Consider the following 17013-nt stretch of genomic DNA (forward strand, 5'->3'; position numbering starts at 1 on the left):
CACACCAGCGTAGTCACCGTCATCGGCGCGGCGGCGTCCTTGATCACACCCCAGCACCACATCACGCCGGCTCAGCCCCGACACTTGTTTCGAACACGACACGCAGTTCGACCGATGATTCTGCGCGCATTCAGAATGCAACATCGCACGCTGATCTCGCCCTGTCCTTCCATCAACTTCAAACCAGACAACTCAACTTCAATACCGATATGAAACCCCAATCTCTCTTTCCACGACGTGCGTTCACGCTCGTTGAATTGCTCGTTGTGATCGCGATCATCGGCGTGCTCGTCGGCTTGCTTTTGCCCGCGGTTCAGTCCGCGCGAGAGGCCGCCCGCCGGATGCAATGTGGCAACAATCTCAAACAGATCACCTTGGCGATGCACAACTACGAGAGCTCGCATCGCAAACTTCCGTCCAACTACACCACCGGTGCCGGCATCTCGGGAAACTTCTCGATCTTTGCGCAGATGGCACCGTTCTATGAGCAGGGCAACATGCTCGACCTCATCCACTTTGATCGGCCGCTGCACGTTGGCTGTTGCCCTGGGCAACTCGTCACGCCACACGACACCGCGGCGGCGAGCATGATCACCACCTTGGCATGCCCCAGCGAAGATTACGAACGCACCTTTACCGTGACGTCGCTTTCCGGTGCCGGTCCACAGCAGAGCTACTCGGGAACGAACTACGGAATGAACACCGGAACGGGAGTCGGCACGCTGTATGACACTCGGGTTCCAACCGACGGCGTTCTTTGGATCAATTCCAAGGTCGGGTTTGAAGCCGTCACCGACGGGCTGAGCAACACCGCCGCGTTCGCCGAACACTTGCTAGGCGTGCTCGAACAGTCGCCGGCCGAACCGACCATCGACGCGATGCGACGACGAATCATGTTCAACGTGACCTGTGCCTTCACGGATCGATCCATGCCTCCCGCCACACCGGGAATGAGCGGATATGTTCTGCCCAAAAACCCTGACGAGATGGAAGCCTACACACGTGCGAGCAGTTTGCACCGCGGTTGGTCAGGCCAACGCGGAGCGGGTTGGATCAACGGGCGTGAATATTGGACCGGCTACACGCACTATCATCCGCCACAAAGCGGCATCCCTGACATGCAAACCTGCGGGTGGGGCGTTTTCGGATCGCGCAGCAATCACCCCGGTGGCGTTCACGTCTCCCGATGTGACGGCAGTGTCACGTTTGTCAATGAAAGCGTTGACCTCAACGTTTGGCGTGCCCTCGGCACCAGCAACGGTCACGAGGTAATGAAAGAACTCTGAGCGAACCTCCCATCACACCCATCACACCCATCACACCCATCACACCCATCACACCCATCACACCCATCACATACTCAAATCCATCAAACAGAACTCCCCAAATGCTAAGAACTCAATCGCTAGTCACGCTTCTGCTCCTTTCGCTAACCGGCACGTTGACGTCCGCTCACGACGTCTGGTTGCAAACACAATCGCCCGTCATTCGCACCGGCGAGGTCGCTCACGTTGATCTCAGCCTCGGCAATCACGGCAACCATCATCGTGATTTCAAATTGGCCGGACGCATCAATCTCGACTGGGTCACGGTCGACCAAGTCCGCCCCGACGGCACGTCCACTGATCTTCGAGACAAGATGTTCGCAACCGCGTCGGCCGAGAAAGAGGGTTACTGGACGACTCCGCTTGCGGTGGAACAAACCGGTACGCACTGCGTCGTCCAAACGCTCGACCGTGTCATGCAACATGGTAAATCCGTTCGCGGAGTCCGAACGGCGAAGGCATACTTCCTCGTTGCCGAGTCGCTCGACGCCCCTCAACTGAAAAACCATGTCCACGACCGACCACTCGGCCTACCGTTTGAAGTGGTGCTGCAAACGTGCCCCGTCAGCCAAACCGCCACTGGTCAACCGATCACTGTGCAAGTGTTACATCACGGGAAACCGATCTCGGATGTCGTCGTCAGTTTCATTCCCGAAGGCGGTGAACTGAGCGGCGAGTTCGACCCGAATTTCGAATTCCGTACCGATGAAAACGGTATGGCGAGTTTCACTCCCAAGTCCGCCAATTTGTACCTCATCGTTGCGCATCATACCGCCGAAGACGAAAAAACCGACGAATACGAATACACGAGCTACGCATCGACGGTCACTTTGCACGTCCCGAATCGAATTCGCAATGTATCTTCTCATTAGTGGAATTCGTTTCGCTGACTTTGCCCCCTTTCCGAAACAGGATCGAAATATGAAATCTCGCTTTTGCGGCGTGGTCATGCTCGGCATGATCGCGCTGGCAGGCTGCGATGACTCTTCGCAGCATCTTCAAACCGCCTCCACCACTGACGGCCCTCCACCGAGCCAGGAAATCCTGGCCGCGCTGGCTTCCGCTGACAAACTCGACGGCAAGGAAGACCACGTGATCGGCAAATGCTACGTCTGCCAACTCTCGATGAACGGGAAGTCCGAACTCACCGCGGAAGCACACGGCTACACCGCCTGCATGTGCAGCAGTTTCTGTCGGGATCATTTCACGTCCGACCCTGACGACGTGATTTCGAACACGGCCATCCCAACCGCATCGGACGAGACGATTACTCACTGAGTGGTCGTTGCACAAAACGGCAGAGCGTATCCAAACCGTTTCCGACGGAGCTTAAAGGTTCCAAGCCGTGATGGACAACTGTAACACGGTCGCGATCGATACCCAGATTAGATAAGGAATTTGGGCGATCGCGATCCATCGGGAATGCCGCCACACGAGCCACATCATGACCGGGATCGTGATCCACACCACGAGTATATCGATCGCCGCGAGAGGCAAATTCCGCAACCCAAACTGAATCGGTGTGAAAAAGATGTTCGCGACCAGATTCACAGCGAACGGTACCGCCACCTTCCATGGTATCCGCCCACGAATCGTCTGCACAAAGACGTACCCGAATGTGACAAGGATGATCGGGTAGAGAATTTGCCAGATCAAACCGATCGTCGATGGCTCCGGCGTCCAGGCCGGTTTCGCGAGCGCCTCGTACCACTCTCTCCAACCGATGCTGTCCATCTTTTTGCCTTGTTCAACGATCGCGTCACGCGCTGCGTTTCTAGAAATGTCATCGGAATCACCGTTCTGCACTGAGAGCTAGAATCGGCGAACCTCCTCTGCCGCCATCCTACACGTCGATCCAAGATGTCACCATCGTCATCAATCCGGGTGTCACCAAAAATGAACCTGCCCAAGGCTCAACCGAACATCTTTGCCGCCGTATGCAACGCGAGCATTCACGTTAGCGGCGGACACTTCATGTTTTGTTTTCTCCGAGAACGTGTTTCAGAATGACGCATGAACATGTCGCCAGAGTTCAGTGACCTGAATGCTGGCGAATCCACCTACACGGATCGGACAGGTCCGATTTCAAAATGCTCTAGACAATGTTGTTGGTTGTGGTTTCGGATGACCGAATAGGATCGGTTCGCACATGGAAGAAACCTCCACGCTGCGTCAGCAGGGTCGACATGAACACGAGCGCCGCGAACTGAACCCCTGATTTTTGTTGCGAGTGGCTGTCTTTCGTTTTTCCAACGCTCTCGTCGAACGCAACAGAAACTTCGCGTGTAGCTTTCCGATCGACGGCCTCTACCGTGTTGGCGTGCTGCCGCGTCACCGAGTCATCGGCTACGTCAGACTCCACCGCAAACATGGCCGCGATCGCTTCGTCGGTCAGGGTCGCGACCGCCCATTGGTCCACTCCGGGTTGAGCAGAAAAAATGCGATCAATCACACGGACGCCCCGCCCAGTCTGCTCACGTCCCGGTTCGGAAGCACGTTGCGGGTCGACAACGTTGTGTCTGGCGACCTGCTCCGCAGAAGGACGCGGAGGAAACGGCTGGACTTCAGACTGGTTCGGCTCGAGCAACGACATCGCGACAAACGAGTCGCGTCGCAGGTGATTGTGAAGCGGCTCGCGACTGAGCAACTCATCCTCGGACCGCTCATCGACCGAACCTTCGGCGAAGTAATGAAACCGATCCAACTCGCTGGCTCTTAGTGAAGCGGACAAACCTGCATCGGAACTCCCTTTCGTTTTGCTCGCCTGAGTGTCAATAGCATGCAAGACGATCATCGGATCGTTGCTCGGGTCTCCATCATCTGCTTCCGAATCCGCATGCACTTCCTGCGGATCGGAGAATTGGGTTTCAACGAACGTCGTCGATCCGTCATCGTCGTCTTGATCATCGACGTCGAGTTCGACGTCCACTTCATTCGATGAATCTTCCGGATCGGCGGTTTCCCCCACATCCACATCGGGATGTTCCAAGACGGGTTGATCGGATCCGAAATCCACGAACTTCTCTTCGACAGCGGAATCATCCTGGGTATCCAGACCGCCGGACAAACTGCTGTCCTGGTACACCGCGGGGGGATTCGTTTCGCAGTGATCCGACGAAACCGCCGCGCCGCCGAGGACATAGTTGCCGACGTTCACATCACCGGCCAGCATCAAGCGCCCTTCCAATCGCTCGAGCAATCGACGCTTCCGGAATTGAGTCCGATTTCGAACTTTGGTTTTATGAGAAAACATATTCGCGTTCCTTGCATGACGCCGCTTGTATCTTCAACGTCGGCGGACAATCGCCGCTGACGGACTTCTGCGTCGTTTCGGTTTTCTGTTTGAGTTGACGCAGGATCTGATCAAGTAGTTCGTTGTGTCGTTCGAGATATTGGCGATAACCTTGATGAAACGGAGCCATCCGAACGGCCAACGCTTGATACTCCATCGCTTCGGTGAGCCGTTGAACGGCACTATCGAGTTGCCCTTGTTGTTGGTCGAGAACGCCGAGGTTGTGCAGCACGCCGGCGAACCGGCTCAACAATTGAGGCTCCTGTGCCTGCGATTCACACAGTGCTTTAAAACCTTTCTCCGCTTCCAAGAAAGCCGAGCGGGCATCCTGACGCGTGCCCTGGTTCCACAGCAATTGCCCCAGGTTGTTTTGTGCGATCGCCAATTGCTGCTGCAACGCCGTGTCTTCCGGACGTCGCCGCATCGCGTTGCGAAAGGTTTCGATCGACGTATGAGTCAGCTCGATCGCTTCCTCGGTTCGCTGTTGCTTGCCGAGCAGCGATGCCAGGTTGCTCTGAGCGATCGCCAATTGACACTCCGGAGCCAGCGCCACGGCGTTCGACCAAAACGAACCTTCGGTCTCTTCCAAATGCTCTGTTGCGGCCAGGGATGCGATGTTCTCCTCCAACAACCGCTCGGCTTCGTCGGCATGATCGTCCATCAATAAACCGGCGAGCGTGTTGCGGCACTCGATCAGTTGCTGCCGCGTGTAGCGATTTGTTTCCTGACCATCGAGGTGACGTTCGAGCACGACCTCCGCATCACGCAATCGTCGGATGGCGTCGTTCGCTTCTCCGCTCTCCCACAACAACGTCGCATAATTGGTCTGGGTTGCCCCCCAATTCGCCACCGTTTCGTCAGGAACATCTGTATGCGACATCACTCGTTCGTGCAGGGTGGTGGCACGTTCATATTCGGCAATGGCTTCTTTGTATCGCCCCGTATCTTTATGCAACGCAGCAAGGTTGTGCACACACAATGCGAGGTCGGATTGGGTTTGAACGTCGGCAGAACCTTCCTCCAACACCGCTTGCAATCCTTCAGCGGCGGACAGGTAAGCAGCCTCGGCCGATTCCAGGTTCCCTAACCGGCACTCGGTCGCACCTAATAAAAACTGCACCTTGGCGAGTTCACTACGGAACCGAGAATCGCCCGATGCATAGTTCGCAAAATCAACAAAGTAGTTGCGTGCTTCGGTCAACAAGTCACGCTGCAATTCGCCGGTACCTTCGATCGAAGTGAGCCGATCGACCGTCAAACCGCCGAACCGCTGCACCGTCGCATGAGCTTGATTCAAGTGATGGCGTGCCTGATCCAATGCCACGTCTTTCTGCCGGCTGTGATGCAAAACCATCGCGGTCGCGGCGGCAAATCCAACCATCGCGACCAACAAGAATCCCACTGAAGTCATTACCGCGGTCCGATGCCGAACGGCCCACCGGAACGCAACATCCACGCGACTCGGCCGACGAGCGAGCGTCGGTTGCCCGCTTAAAAACCGTCGCAGGTCTTCGGCGAGTTCGCCGCACGTCGAGTATCGGTCGTCTTTCGATTTCGCGATCGCCTTGAGCACGATCGTTTCCAAATCCGTCGGTATCGCCGCATTGATTCGTCGTGGTGCGACAGGCGGTTCCGTCGCGACCGTCTCCATCAATCGCTGCCGGCACCTACCTCCGAACGCCGGTTGCAGTGTCAGTAGTTCGTAGAGCGTGATGCCGAGTGAGTAAATGTCCGTGCGATGGTCGACTTCTTGAGGACGCCCCATGATTTGCTCGGGGCTCATGTATCGCGCCGTACCGATCGCTTTCCCTTCCGCGGTCAGGTTCCCCGCGTCGCGACAACGCGCCAATCCGAAGTCCGCCACCCAAACTTTCCCGGCCGCGTCCACCAATAGGTTGGACGGTTTGATGTCCCGGTGAATCACGCCTTGTTCGTGTGCGTAGTCGATTGCGTCAGCAACGTCGACAAACATTTTGACAATCGCACGCACACCGTCGCGTTGGCGAACCGATCGCAGCGTCGTGGTGCCGCCACGATTGACGACCGTCGAACTCGGCGGTTCGACGTTCTCGGTGAGCGAAGTGGCCGACGCCACGGTGGAGTCGCCACTAATCGTTCGCAGTTCGTCGAGCGTCTGTTCGAGCGTATTGCCGTTGATCAGTTGCATGCTGTAGTAATGCACGCCGCGTTCACACCCGACCGCGTAAACGGGAACGATGTGCGGATGATGCAGCGACGCGGCCGCGTGAGCCTCGTTGCGAAAACGGGCGACCTGGTCTTGGTTCAAAACCGCGGCAAACGGCAACACCTTCAACGCCACCCGCCGCCGCAGCGACAACTGAATCGCCTCGTAAACGATCCCCATCCCGCCGCGGCCGATTTCGCCCTGCAACTCATAGTCGCCGAGTGTCGGCGGCCGGCTGAGCGATTCGTCGGGATCCACTGGCTTGGCGGCGGATCGCGACATCCGGCAAAGCAACTGCAAACTCTCGAGGTGACCGCCCGCTTCGGCCTGCAACTCAGGGTGTTTGCGCAGGAACGCTTCTGCGGCCGTTTCCTCACCGTCCTCCAATAGACTCGCGTATTGATCGAGTCGCTCGGCAATTTTCTCCTGCAACTTCGGCTCCGAACCGTCACCGGTGCAGGCTTCATTGATCGGAAGAGCATCGTTTACCGGAAGACTCGACAAATCGAGAGTTAATGTTTGATCAGTCATTGGTTTCATTGCACACCGCTTTCATCACTCATCGCATCACGTAGTTTTTCAATCGCCCGCATCCACAACATCCTCGCCGCGCCCGAAGATCGATTCATCCGAACGGCGATTTCGGCAAACGCGAGCCCTTCGACATGACGAAGCACGATCACATCGCGATACTCCGGTGACAATTTCTCGATAGCGTTTGAAAGAACAGTGAGGTCATCTTGGTGCTCGGCCTCCGAGGCCGGACCACGTCGGTGAACAGCAGTCATCGAATCCAATCTCGCGTGCGACTCATCAGCGGCCCGTCGCAAGGTGTCGAGCGAATGCTCGCGTCGGTGGTCTCGCTTGGCCGCCAACAGATGCGTCTCGACAGCCCGCGCCGCGTTGTGCACGAGAATCTGCCTCAGCCAACCGGTGAACTCCGCCGTCGTGGTGCCGGCAAACTTCTGGAAATCACGATGAGCTTCGAGCAACGACTCTTGAACCAAATCAGACGCCGACAACCGAACACGGACTCGCGGATCCAACTGCGAATGGGACAACACCTTTAGGTACCCGATGTAACTAGACAACAAACATTCCAAGCTCTCCGCGTCGCCATCACGGGCGAGTCGCAGGAGATGGGTCGCGTGCTGTTGATCGGTTACTGTCACCTCAATCAGCCCGCTAGTTTCCCAGGCCGCCCCGTCAGGAATGTGTCACTGTGCCGTCAGAGAATTCTCACCATATTTTTCCAAACGGCTAGTGTGATCCCAAGAATCACGCCGCCCCGACGGCAGATTACGCGAGCGAACAGTACCCTCGAGTCGCCCGACCGCCACGCGATTGCCCGCGATTTGCGAGGAAAACAGCAACCGGCCGTCGAACAGACTCTCACCGGTCTACCGCTTCCCCCTTCCCAAATAGGACACCACCGCCGAACGGTCAGCCGCCAAACCATGGCATCTTTGCTTGCAAAACAAGCCTTCGTGTCGGCTGCGTGGCTACCAAGGCAAGGCACGAGGTCAAAACGCAATGAGATCGTCACCATCGCAAACCGTGAACACGCGTCAACGCGTCATGGATTGAGCGACGGTAGTGCCGATCCGTGTTCCGCTCGCACGCGATGTCGGCGTTGCTTGCGAGCCGCTTCGAAACCGATGAGCAGTGGTTCGCCTGACCAGCTTTTTGCCGTTCCCGTAGCTCCATACAGATGAGCCGACAAATGTTCCCACGGTTCACCCAAAACCTCGCTCGGCGTTACCGGTTCATCCGACGAACTACTACCGCACCACTGCAACAAAGCCGCATAGGCAGCCGGTGCATCATTGGCACGACACGCTGAACGGACTTCACGTGCGATCATCAACTCCCGCGACCGGCGTCGGACTTGCCAAGCGTCCCACGCGGATTTCAAGGGTCGATACAAGAGACCTGCGACGATCAAAAATCCAACCGCCACGGCCCACGCGGGGAAAGTGTTGGCATCCTTGTCGTCACCACTCATCTCCGCATTCCAATCCGCCGCTGCGGTTTGCTGTGGCGGTGCAGCAACCTCAACGGTCGTTCCTTCGAGCGTCTTCTCCTGCAGCTTCTCGGATTTCGGATCCCACCAACGGAACGTGATCTCGGGTAGTTCAAACGTCCCCGCTTGTTGGAATTGATACTTGATCGTCTCGGTTCGTGATGCCTTCAGCTCACCGCGATCAATTTTGTCTTCCACGACCGGGTCGCGAGAATACACCTGCACTCCCTCGGGAGCCTGCGTACTGACCGGCGGCAACAACATCGCACTGCACCCCGACACGCGGCGGGTGATGGTTCTCTCGATCACATCACCGGCCTGCACCTGGTTCGGGTCGTTCGAATCCGTCGATTGATCCGGATCCCATTTCTGTTGGGTGTCCACTTTTTCGGTAGACACTACGATACCGAGCGACTCGGTGCCCGGTGGACGTTTGGACTCAAACTGCAGCTTCGGCGTCTTTGCGATAACATCCTTCGCGTCGCCCACAAAAGATTCTTTCCCGCGAAAGCGAACCGAAAACGGAGGAAGGACGACGGTTCCGGTCTGTTGAGTCGAGATGCTGAACTCATGCCGTTGAGTCAGAAAGGAATCGTCGCCCACGTCTTCGCTTCCCACCACCGGGTTGCCGATCGCAATAATCGCCGTTTTCGGCAATTCGGGAAAATCAAAAGCGGCGGTGCCCTCAAACGGCCCCGGTGAGTACAGCGTGATGATCAACGGAACGGGTTCCCCCGTCCACGCGGTTTCCTTTTCGATCGATGCCTTCAACGAATCCGCCGCCTGCAAACCAACGTCGCCGGCCAAACCCAGAATCGATGCGACAAAAATTAACGCGACGAGCCTCCTCAACGATCGAACGTGTGCCGATTTCCGTTGAAAAACTCGGCGGCACAGGTTCTGCGAGCCTGAGCCTTTCCGGTAACCAATAACACTCAAAAAAGTAACAGCCATCACTTTTCCTCCGGCTGAGACTGTCCCGCGTTTTGATAGGCGAATTTCGCTTTCAAAAAATCCGCTGGCTTGGTTTGAACCCGACGCAGCCACAACGCCTGCATCGCCGAATCCGACATCGCCTTTTCCTGACTCACTTCCGTGCTCTGGCCTTCTGAGTTTTTCTTCTTGTCGAAACGGATCTCGTCGGCACCGAGTCGTTGGTCTCCCATGTCACCGCCCTCGTTGTTCAATTTCGCCGCTCTCGCCTCAGCTAAATCACGATTTGTGATCGCGTCCTGCCAATCCGGCTTGAGCTTCAATGCCCGATCGTACCGCTCGATCGCCGGTTCGTACTGACCGAGCATCACCAGGCAATTGCCGCGGTTGTATTCCGCTTCGGCAGTCGCAACTCTTGCAAACGCCTGCCCGGCTTTCTCGAACTCACCCGCCCGGTACCAGGCAACACCCGACCGCATCGGATCCTCGAATGCTTCGGCGGCGGCCGCATATTCCTGCCGGTCCATCAACCGTTGAGCTTGTTGATCGGGCGAGAACCAAAGATGCCCCCACGCGATCCCGGCCAACAGCACACCCCAAAACATGGTTTTCATGTTGTTTGCTCCTGCTGTTGTTCTTCGCGACGAAACACAGTCAACATCCCGACCGCGATCACGGGCACCAACCACCACCCCATCTCTGCCCACCGGGTTCCCTCCCCGTCCACCGACACCGCGATCGGTGTGTCGGCAACGCGCCGGACAATTCCCTCGACGTCGGTGGAGTCCGCTGTGATCAGGGTCACGTCGGCTCGCAGGGCGGACGCGGCTTTGGATAAATCATTACTTTCAGGAGTCCCCTCCCGAGCGATCCCCAGAATTTCAATGCTCGCTCGGTTCTCCGAAACAAACGATTCGTATTGCGAATTCTCGCCCGTCGGGATCGTATCGGTCACCACCACAATCGATCCACCGCCATCCCCGAGCGTTTTGGCGGCGAGTTGCAACGCGGAACCAAGTCGATCGCCCGGCGTGGGCATGATCTCAGGACTGATTTCGGACGCCATCGTCGCGACCACACCGGTATCGCGTGTCGGCGGCAGAACGAGGTGTGCCGATCCCGCGTACGCGATCAAACCGAGTGGTTGTCCCTTTCTCGCGTTCGCGAAATCGACCACCTTCAACCTCGCTCGCTCCATCCGGTTGGGCGACAAATCCGATTCGTTCATGCTCTCGCCCGACTTCAGCAACAACATCACCGGCACAGGATCATCGGCAAAAGGAGACGGTTCGGGACGCCATGTCGGCCCCGCGATGGCGATCGCCGCAAGACACCAAAACATCAACAAAGCGATACTCCGCCACTGACGTGTTGGATCCTGATTGACCGTGACCGCGTCGAGCAGGTCCGGCGTGATCACCTTTTGCCACTGGTGAAACGGATCACTCGCTCGCTGATAAAACCACCAAACGACTATCGCGATCGCCACAGACACCAGACACCACGGGCGTATGAAATGAAACGCAGTTAACTCACTCATCGCTGCACCACCTCCGCTTTCTCGCCGCCGGCGTGTTGAAATTCGTCCACGGTCTGCAACTCGAACGTCCGCGAATTCACTCGCAGCCGAGCCTTGGGTGCTACCGACCGCTGACGTCGCGATCGCACTAGCGGCCAAATGTGCGTGACGAGCGAAAATGCCAACGCGATTGAGAGCGGCCAATAGAACAAATCGTGCCGCGGCCGATGGCTGACCGTTTTCACCTCACGCGTTTCGATCTGATCGATCTGCTCGTAGATCTTTACGAGTTGGTCCCGATCGAGAGCCAAGAAGAACTCACCTTCGGTTGTTTCGGCGACCTGTTTAAGTGCTTCCTGGTCGATCTTTTCCTCGCCCACCGTTGTTGGATCTCCGACCGCGATCGTGTAGACGGTGATCTCGCGATCTCGTGCGACTCGCGACGCTTCCACCGGAGGCACCGAACTCGCCGTGTCGTTCCCGTCGGTCAACGCGATGATCGTTTTCGTCGGCGCATCGCTGCTGTCAAACAACTGAATGCCCAGCCCGATCGCATCGCCGAGCGCGGTGCGGGGACCAGCCATGCCGACATCGGTTTCGTCGAGCAACTGACGACAGAGCTGCAGGTCGGTCGTGAACGGCACCTGCAAAAACGGCGAATTGCCAAACACCACCAATCCCACGCGGTCACCTTCGCGACGCGTCAGGAAGTCACCCACAACTTGCTTCACCGCGGTCAGCCGATCAACCGTCGATCCCGTGTCATCAGTGAAATCTTTGTGGTCCATCGACCCCGACAAATCCACAACCAGCAACAAATCTCGAGTCGGGATGATTCGCTCGATCGGCGGCTCGAGCCACTGGGGTCTCGCTAAGGCAAAAATGATCAACAACCAAACGATCGCCCACGCCCCATACGACTTCACTTTGCCGCGATCGACCGCTCCCGTGTCGTCACGTGATGCCAACAGCCGCGTCAGAAAGGGAACTCGAATCGACGGACGAGAAGTTACCCTCGCCGGCATTCCGAAGTACACCAACAACGGAAAAGGGGCCACACAAAACATCCACCAATGAGCAAACGTCAACATCCTATCGACCTCCCGCTTGTTGAGGCGACTCAGGTTGTGACGGGTTCATACGATGCGTCCGGATCCATCGCTTTGCAAAGTCAGCGAGTTCCGGTGTGCGCCGGTTTCCATCGCGGTACACGCCCACCGTGATGCGTTCCGCGGTCTCGTCAGTCATCGACGCATCGCCGGTCGCGGAAAGCCAATCACACCACCGTCGCCCGGTAAGCGATCCGACATGAGACCGAGTGTCCGCACCGATTGCCGTTCGTTTCAGGATCTGAACGATCGCCGCATCTGTGGACGCACGATCGACCGCCTCGAGCGCGTCGCGTCGATACGCATCGGCGAGCCAATGTCGGCGCCATTTGAGCACACCAAACACCACCCCAGCGACCACCACGGCAATCAGCACCCACCACCCCGGTGCCAACGGCCACCACGACACCGGCGGTGGGACGGCGACATCACGCAATTGATCGAGACTCGATGCGTCCAACATCATCGACGCTCTCCCAGTGCCGTCATCACCTGTCCGGCGATGGGTTCATGAGTGCAGATCGGCAACACCGGAATCCGAATCGCTCGCAGACGCGTCCGAATCGTTTCCGACAATCGACGAAACTCCTCGACAAACCGCTCGTTCACTTTTGAATCGACGTCAACGGTAGCTGCCTGCGAACCGTCTGTTAAATCGACACCGCCCAACTCCGGAAGACTGACACCGAGCGGATCATAAACCAACGTGGCCAGGACATCGTTGTGACTGGCCAAACGAGTCGCGTGCCGGTGCGTGTCGTCGTTGTTGCCGATGTAGTCCGTTGCCAACACAATCAGAAAATCATGGTTAGCCACGTTGACCGCACGCCGCAAAGCTTCATTCAGGTTGGCGGCGTTCAACGGCGTGCTCGATGACGACAGTTTGCGGTTCATGCGAACCAACTCGTGACAAATCCGCAGCACGTTTTCGCGACTGCGTTGCGGTCGCACTTCCACGACCTCGTCATCACCGAAGATGATTGCCCCCACACGGTCCCCCGCGTGCAACGAAGCCCATGCGGCCAACGCAGCGAGTTCCGCCGCGGCGGTCGCTTTTGTCGTTCGCGCCGATCCGAAAAACATGTTCGAACGTTGGTCCACGACGAGCAACACCGGACGTTCGCGTTCCTCCGTATAAACCCGAACGTGAGTCTTTCGCAGTCGTGCGGTCGCCCGCCAATCGATCGTACGAATGTCGTCACCGGGCCGGTAATCACGCAGTTCTTCAAACGTCAGCCCACGGCCCCGCAATCGCGACGCGTGTCGACCGCTGAGCAGACTGTTTACCGGTTGGCGAGGCAACAACGAAAACCCTTTCGCGTCGACTCGCAACCGCGCGAGACCTTCGAGCGTCGGATAGACGTCCCCCGACCGTTTCGGCGATGCCACTGGCACTGGCACTTCCGTGCCCCCAGGCAACATCGTTGACAACCTTTTGAACATGAACCTGCCTTCGGATCAGACGGTCACTGACGAACCACTCTTTGGAATGCTTCCAACGTTAACCAACGGCAACTTTCTCGAGCACGAGACCGATTACTCCTTCGCGAGTCATCGATTCCGCTTCCGCTTCGTATGAAAGATGCACACGGTGTGCGAGACACGCCGGAGCCACCGCCTGCACATCTTCGGGCGACACAAAGTCGTTACCGCGCAGCCAAGCCCTCGCCCGGGCAGCGGCGTCCATCGCGATCGTCGCCCGCGGACTCGCCCCCACCTGAATCAACCGAGCCAATTCGTCCCCGTACCGTTTGGGTTCCCGTGTCGCAATCACCAAATCCACGATGTACTGTTCGACCGACGGCTCGACGTGCACCGCGTTGACCTGCTGCCGTGCCTCCAACACGAGTTCTTTGCTCGCACGCTCGGAAACGGTATGTCCGCCGGTAATCTCCGACCGCACCAACCGCAGAATTTGAAGCTCATTTTCCGCCGGCGGATAAGGGACCTGCACATAAACCATGAAGCGGTCCATTTGAGCCTCCGGCAACGGATACGTGCCTTCCTGCTCGATCGGATTCTGTGTCGCCAACACCAAAAACAACTCAGGCAACCGATGAGTTGTGCCCGCGACCGTAACCTGCCGCTCTTCCATCGCCTCGAGCAGCGCCGCCTGCACTTTCGCCGGTGCCCGGTTGATCTCGTCGGCGAGGATCAGATTCCCAAAGATCGGCCCCGACTGAAACTCAAAATCTCCCGTCTGCTCACGGTAGATTTCGGAACCCGTCACGTCCGAAGGCAACAAATCCGGAGTGAATTGCACCCGGCTGAACTCGCTCTCGATCAACTGCGACAGCGTTTTGATCGAACGAGTCTTCGCCGTCCCCGGCAATCCCTCCATCAGCACGTGTCCATTGGCCAACAGCGCGATCAACAACCGCTCCACAACGGTCTCCTGCCCGATCACCGCAGCATTCATCGCTTTCGAAATCGAATCGACCGCCTCACGTGGTGTCGTCATCTCCATTGTCCCAATATCAAAAAGAACTTCGTCATATCATGAATCACCTGAGACACACACTCAGGCGTTTTACAAAGATACCGCGTTGTCTCTCTTCACGATGCGTCATCTCATCAGCGCGTCATCTCATCAGACTCCATCTCATCAGCCTCGCGACGATCTTCTAACATCAACGTAGATAAGACACCGTACCAATGGTTGTCGCAGCATACCTGCATGAAATCAATAGCCCGCTTCGCGCGAATCAAATTCGCCGGTCCATTGTCATCCGTTTACAGAGCCAATCGAATACAATCCACGAAAACAAGAGTCTACGGAGACGATTCGATCAGCAGGCAAGCAGTTCCACATTCGAGTTTTCAGATGAAAAAGCTAGCCATTCTCATTCTGCTCACACTCCTATTCGCGGGAAACACAACCGCCACAGCAGACACGCTCTGGTATGAACAGCCCGGCACGAACCCGTTGACCAGCCTACCGATCGGAAACGGTCGCATCGGAGGGCTGATCTTTGGTGGCGTCGCCAATGAAAAAATCGTGATCAGCGAAGATACCGTTTGGTCAGGCGGCCCCCACGATTACACCAACGTGGGTTCGCATCAGTACCTGCCCGAACTCCGAAAACGGATCCTTACAGAGAAATATGAAGAGGCAGCCGAGTTCGGTGCCGAACACTTATTGGGGATTCCCAAAAACCAGAAAAAGTTTCAGATGCTGGCAAATCTGCATCTGCAGTTCCCCGGTCACGATAGCCCGCAAGACTACCGACGTCAGCTCAACATGAGCGACGCAACCGCAACCGTTCGCTATCGCATCAACGACGCTGTCTTTACTCGCGAGATCTTTGCGTCCCATCCCGACGATGTCATCGCGATCCGGATCCAATGTGATCAAAACCACCGTATCACGATGAACGCCGCCTTCGACTCGCTTCATCCAGGCTGCTCGGTATCGGCCGGTTCCCCCAACGAACTCGTCATCAACGGGAACGCAGACGCGATCCGATTCCAGAGTCGCATGTGTGTTCTGCAAAACGGAGGCACGCTTCAACACGCCGATAGCGGTTTGAAAATCAAAGATGCAAGCTCCGTCGTCATCATATTGGCCGCCGCGACGAACTACGTGAACCACCACAACGTCTCCGCCTCCCCGCCCCAGCGCTGCCAACGCGCCCTTGCAAACGCCAGCGATAGCTCGTTCGACGAATTGAAAAGAAGGCATGTTGCCGACTTCCGATCGCTGTACGACCGCGTCCAACTCAACCTGAAGGCAACTCCGGCGGAACGCGAAACACCAACCGACACGCTGCTCGAGAAGGTAATTCAGGGAGAGCGGTCCGCGTTGCTCGAAGAACGGTTGTTCCAATACGGCCGCTACCTGAATATCTCCGGCGCACGCCCTGGCACTCAGCCATTGAACCTCGTCGGCATCTGGCCGACCGAAGGGCTCGACGCCCCGTGGGGTGGCAAATGGACGCTAAACATCAATGCGGAACTCAACACATGGCCGGTGGAAACCACCGCGTTGCCGGAATGTCACGAACCGCTACTCGCGTTGCTCGAAGACCTGCGGGTCACGGGTCGACGGGTTGCTACGGAACACTACGGTTGCCGTGGCTTTGTCGCCCATCACAACACTGACCTATGGCGTGGCGCCGCCCCCGTCGATACAGCGATTCACGGCCTCTGGCCGATGGGGTCGGCCTGGCTATGCCGGCACATCTGGGAACACTACGACTTCTCGAGAAACCGAGATTATCTCCGTGACGCCTATCCCACGATGAAGGAAGCCGCGTTGTTCTATGAAGACTATCTGATCGAGGGTCCGGACGGGCACCTCGCCACCTGTCCGGCAATCTCGTTTGAGCAAACATTTCGCAAGAAAGACGGCACGCTCGGACGACTGACCTATGCACCGACGATGGACAACCAAATTCTCCGGGATTTGTTTTCCAATTGCATCCAAGCCGCCCAAACACTCGGCACCGATACCGACAAATGTGAAACATGGACACACATCATCTCTCGGCTACGTCCCAACCAAATCGATCCTGACACCGGCCGAATCATGGAGTGGGCGTTTCAGGCAGAACAGCCCCGCGTCAGCGGACAACTAGCGCCGTTGTGGGGCGTCTCGCCGGGTCGCGAAATCAACATTCACGACACA

Annotated in this window: 15 protein-coding genes; 4 read left to right on the plus strand and 11 right to left on the minus strand. The window is 57.2% G+C overall.

Annotation, left to right across the window (positions count from 1 at the left end):
• Nucleotides 1-209: 209 nt before the first annotated feature.
• The 3 genes from RSSM_RS25625 to RSSM_RS33390 all read left to right on the plus strand — a co-directional run bounded on the left by RSSM_RS25625 (nt 210) and on the right by RSSM_RS33390 (nt 2603).
• A complete protein-coding gene (locus RSSM_RS25625; RefSeq protein WP_008686681.1) occupies nt 210-1286 on the plus strand; it encodes a DUF1559 domain-containing protein in 1077 nt (358 codons plus the stop codon).
• A gap of 101 nt (nt 1287-1387) precedes the next feature.
• Nucleotides 1388-2197 (plus strand): DUF4198 domain-containing protein, encoded by an 810-nt coding sequence (locus tag RSSM_RS25630; protein ID WP_008686682.1) that lies wholly within the window; start codon nt 1388-1390, stop codon nt 2195-2197.
• A gap of 49 nt (nt 2198-2246) precedes the next feature.
• The gene (locus RSSM_RS33390) at nt 2247-2603 is read left to right on the plus strand and encodes a hypothetical protein (RefSeq protein WP_201767236.1); all 357 of its coding nucleotides are present in this window, start codon (nt 2247-2249) and stop codon (nt 2601-2603) included.
• 51 nt (nt 2604-2654) lie between these two features.
• Here RSSM_RS33390 and RSSM_RS25640 read toward each other — a convergent pair whose 3' ends face one another.
• The 11 genes from RSSM_RS25640 to RSSM_RS25690 form a co-directional block, all read right to left on the minus strand.
• Nucleotides 2655-3059, minus strand: coding sequence for a TspO/MBR family protein (locus tag RSSM_RS25640; protein ID WP_236621386.1), 405 nt, complete (start codon nt 3057-3059; stop codon nt 2655-2657).
• A 361-nt stretch (nt 3060-3420) separates the two neighbouring features.
• Nucleotides 3421-4578 (minus strand): hypothetical protein, encoded by a 1158-nt coding sequence (locus RSSM_RS25645; RefSeq protein ID WP_008686685.1) that lies wholly within the window; start codon nt 4576-4578, stop codon nt 3421-3423.
• The gene (locus RSSM_RS31975) at nt 4565-7333 is read right to left on the minus strand and encodes a serine/threonine-protein kinase (RefSeq protein WP_236621387.1); all 2769 of its coding nucleotides are present in this window, start codon (nt 7331-7333) and stop codon (nt 4565-4567) included. The genes RSSM_RS25645 and RSSM_RS31975 overlap by 14 nt, the downstream gene beginning before the upstream one ends.
• Nucleotides 7334-7338: 5 nt before the next feature.
• The gene (locus tag RSSM_RS25655; RefSeq protein WP_008686687.1) at nt 7339-7974 is read right to left on the minus strand and encodes a sigma-70 family RNA polymerase sigma factor; all 636 of its coding nucleotides are present in this window, start codon (nt 7972-7974) and stop codon (nt 7339-7341) included.
• Between the two features lie 404 nt (nt 7975-8378).
• The gene (locus tag RSSM_RS25660; protein ID WP_008686689.1) at nt 8379-9632 is read right to left on the minus strand and encodes a BatD family protein; all 1254 of its coding nucleotides are present in this window, start codon (nt 9630-9632) and stop codon (nt 8379-8381) included.
• A 146-nt stretch (nt 9633-9778) separates the two neighbouring features.
• Nucleotides 9779-10372 carry a tetratricopeptide repeat protein gene (locus tag RSSM_RS25665; protein WP_008686690.1) on the minus strand — a complete coding sequence of 198 codons (594 nt, stop codon included), beginning with the start codon at nt 10370-10372 and terminating at the stop codon, nt 9779-9781.
• Nucleotides 10369-11298: a vWA domain-containing protein gene (locus tag RSSM_RS25670; RefSeq protein WP_044303647.1), complete on the minus strand. Its 930-nt coding sequence runs from the start codon at nt 11296-11298 to the stop codon at nt 10369-10371. Before RSSM_RS25670 ends, RSSM_RS25665 begins: the two co-directional genes overlap by 4 nt.
• Nucleotides 11295-12344, minus strand: coding sequence for a VWA domain-containing protein (locus RSSM_RS25675; protein WP_236621389.1), 1050 nt, complete (start codon nt 12342-12344; stop codon nt 11295-11297). The genes RSSM_RS25670 and RSSM_RS25675 overlap by 4 nt, the downstream gene beginning before the upstream one ends.
• A 25-nt stretch (nt 12345-12369) precedes the next feature.
• Nucleotides 12370-12852 (minus strand): DUF4381 domain-containing protein, encoded by a 483-nt coding sequence (locus RSSM_RS25680; protein ID WP_008686693.1) that lies wholly within the window; start codon nt 12850-12852, stop codon nt 12370-12372.
• Nucleotides 12849-13781 carry a DUF58 domain-containing protein gene (locus RSSM_RS25685; RefSeq protein WP_236621388.1) on the minus strand — a complete coding sequence of 311 codons (933 nt, stop codon included), beginning with the start codon at nt 13779-13781 and terminating at the stop codon, nt 12849-12851. The genes RSSM_RS25680 and RSSM_RS25685 overlap by 4 nt, the downstream gene beginning before the upstream one ends.
• Before the next feature lie 106 nt (nt 13782-13887).
• Complete coding sequence (locus RSSM_RS25690; protein ID WP_008686695.1) at nt 13888-14853, minus strand: AAA family ATPase; 966 nt, start codon at nt 14851-14853, stop codon at nt 13888-13890.
• A gap of 357 nt (nt 14854-15210) precedes the next feature.
• Between RSSM_RS25690 and RSSM_RS25695 the strand changes: the two genes are divergently transcribed.
• A partial coding sequence (locus RSSM_RS25695; protein ID WP_008686696.1) for a glycoside hydrolase family 95 protein occupies nt 15211-17013 on the plus strand: 1803 nt, incomplete at its 3' end.

Origin of the sequence: Aporhodopirellula sallentina SM41, assembly GCF_000346505.1 — a bacterium.
Classification (GTDB): domain Bacteria; phylum Planctomycetota; class Planctomycetia; order Pirellulales; family Pirellulaceae; genus Rhodopirellula; species Rhodopirellula sallentina.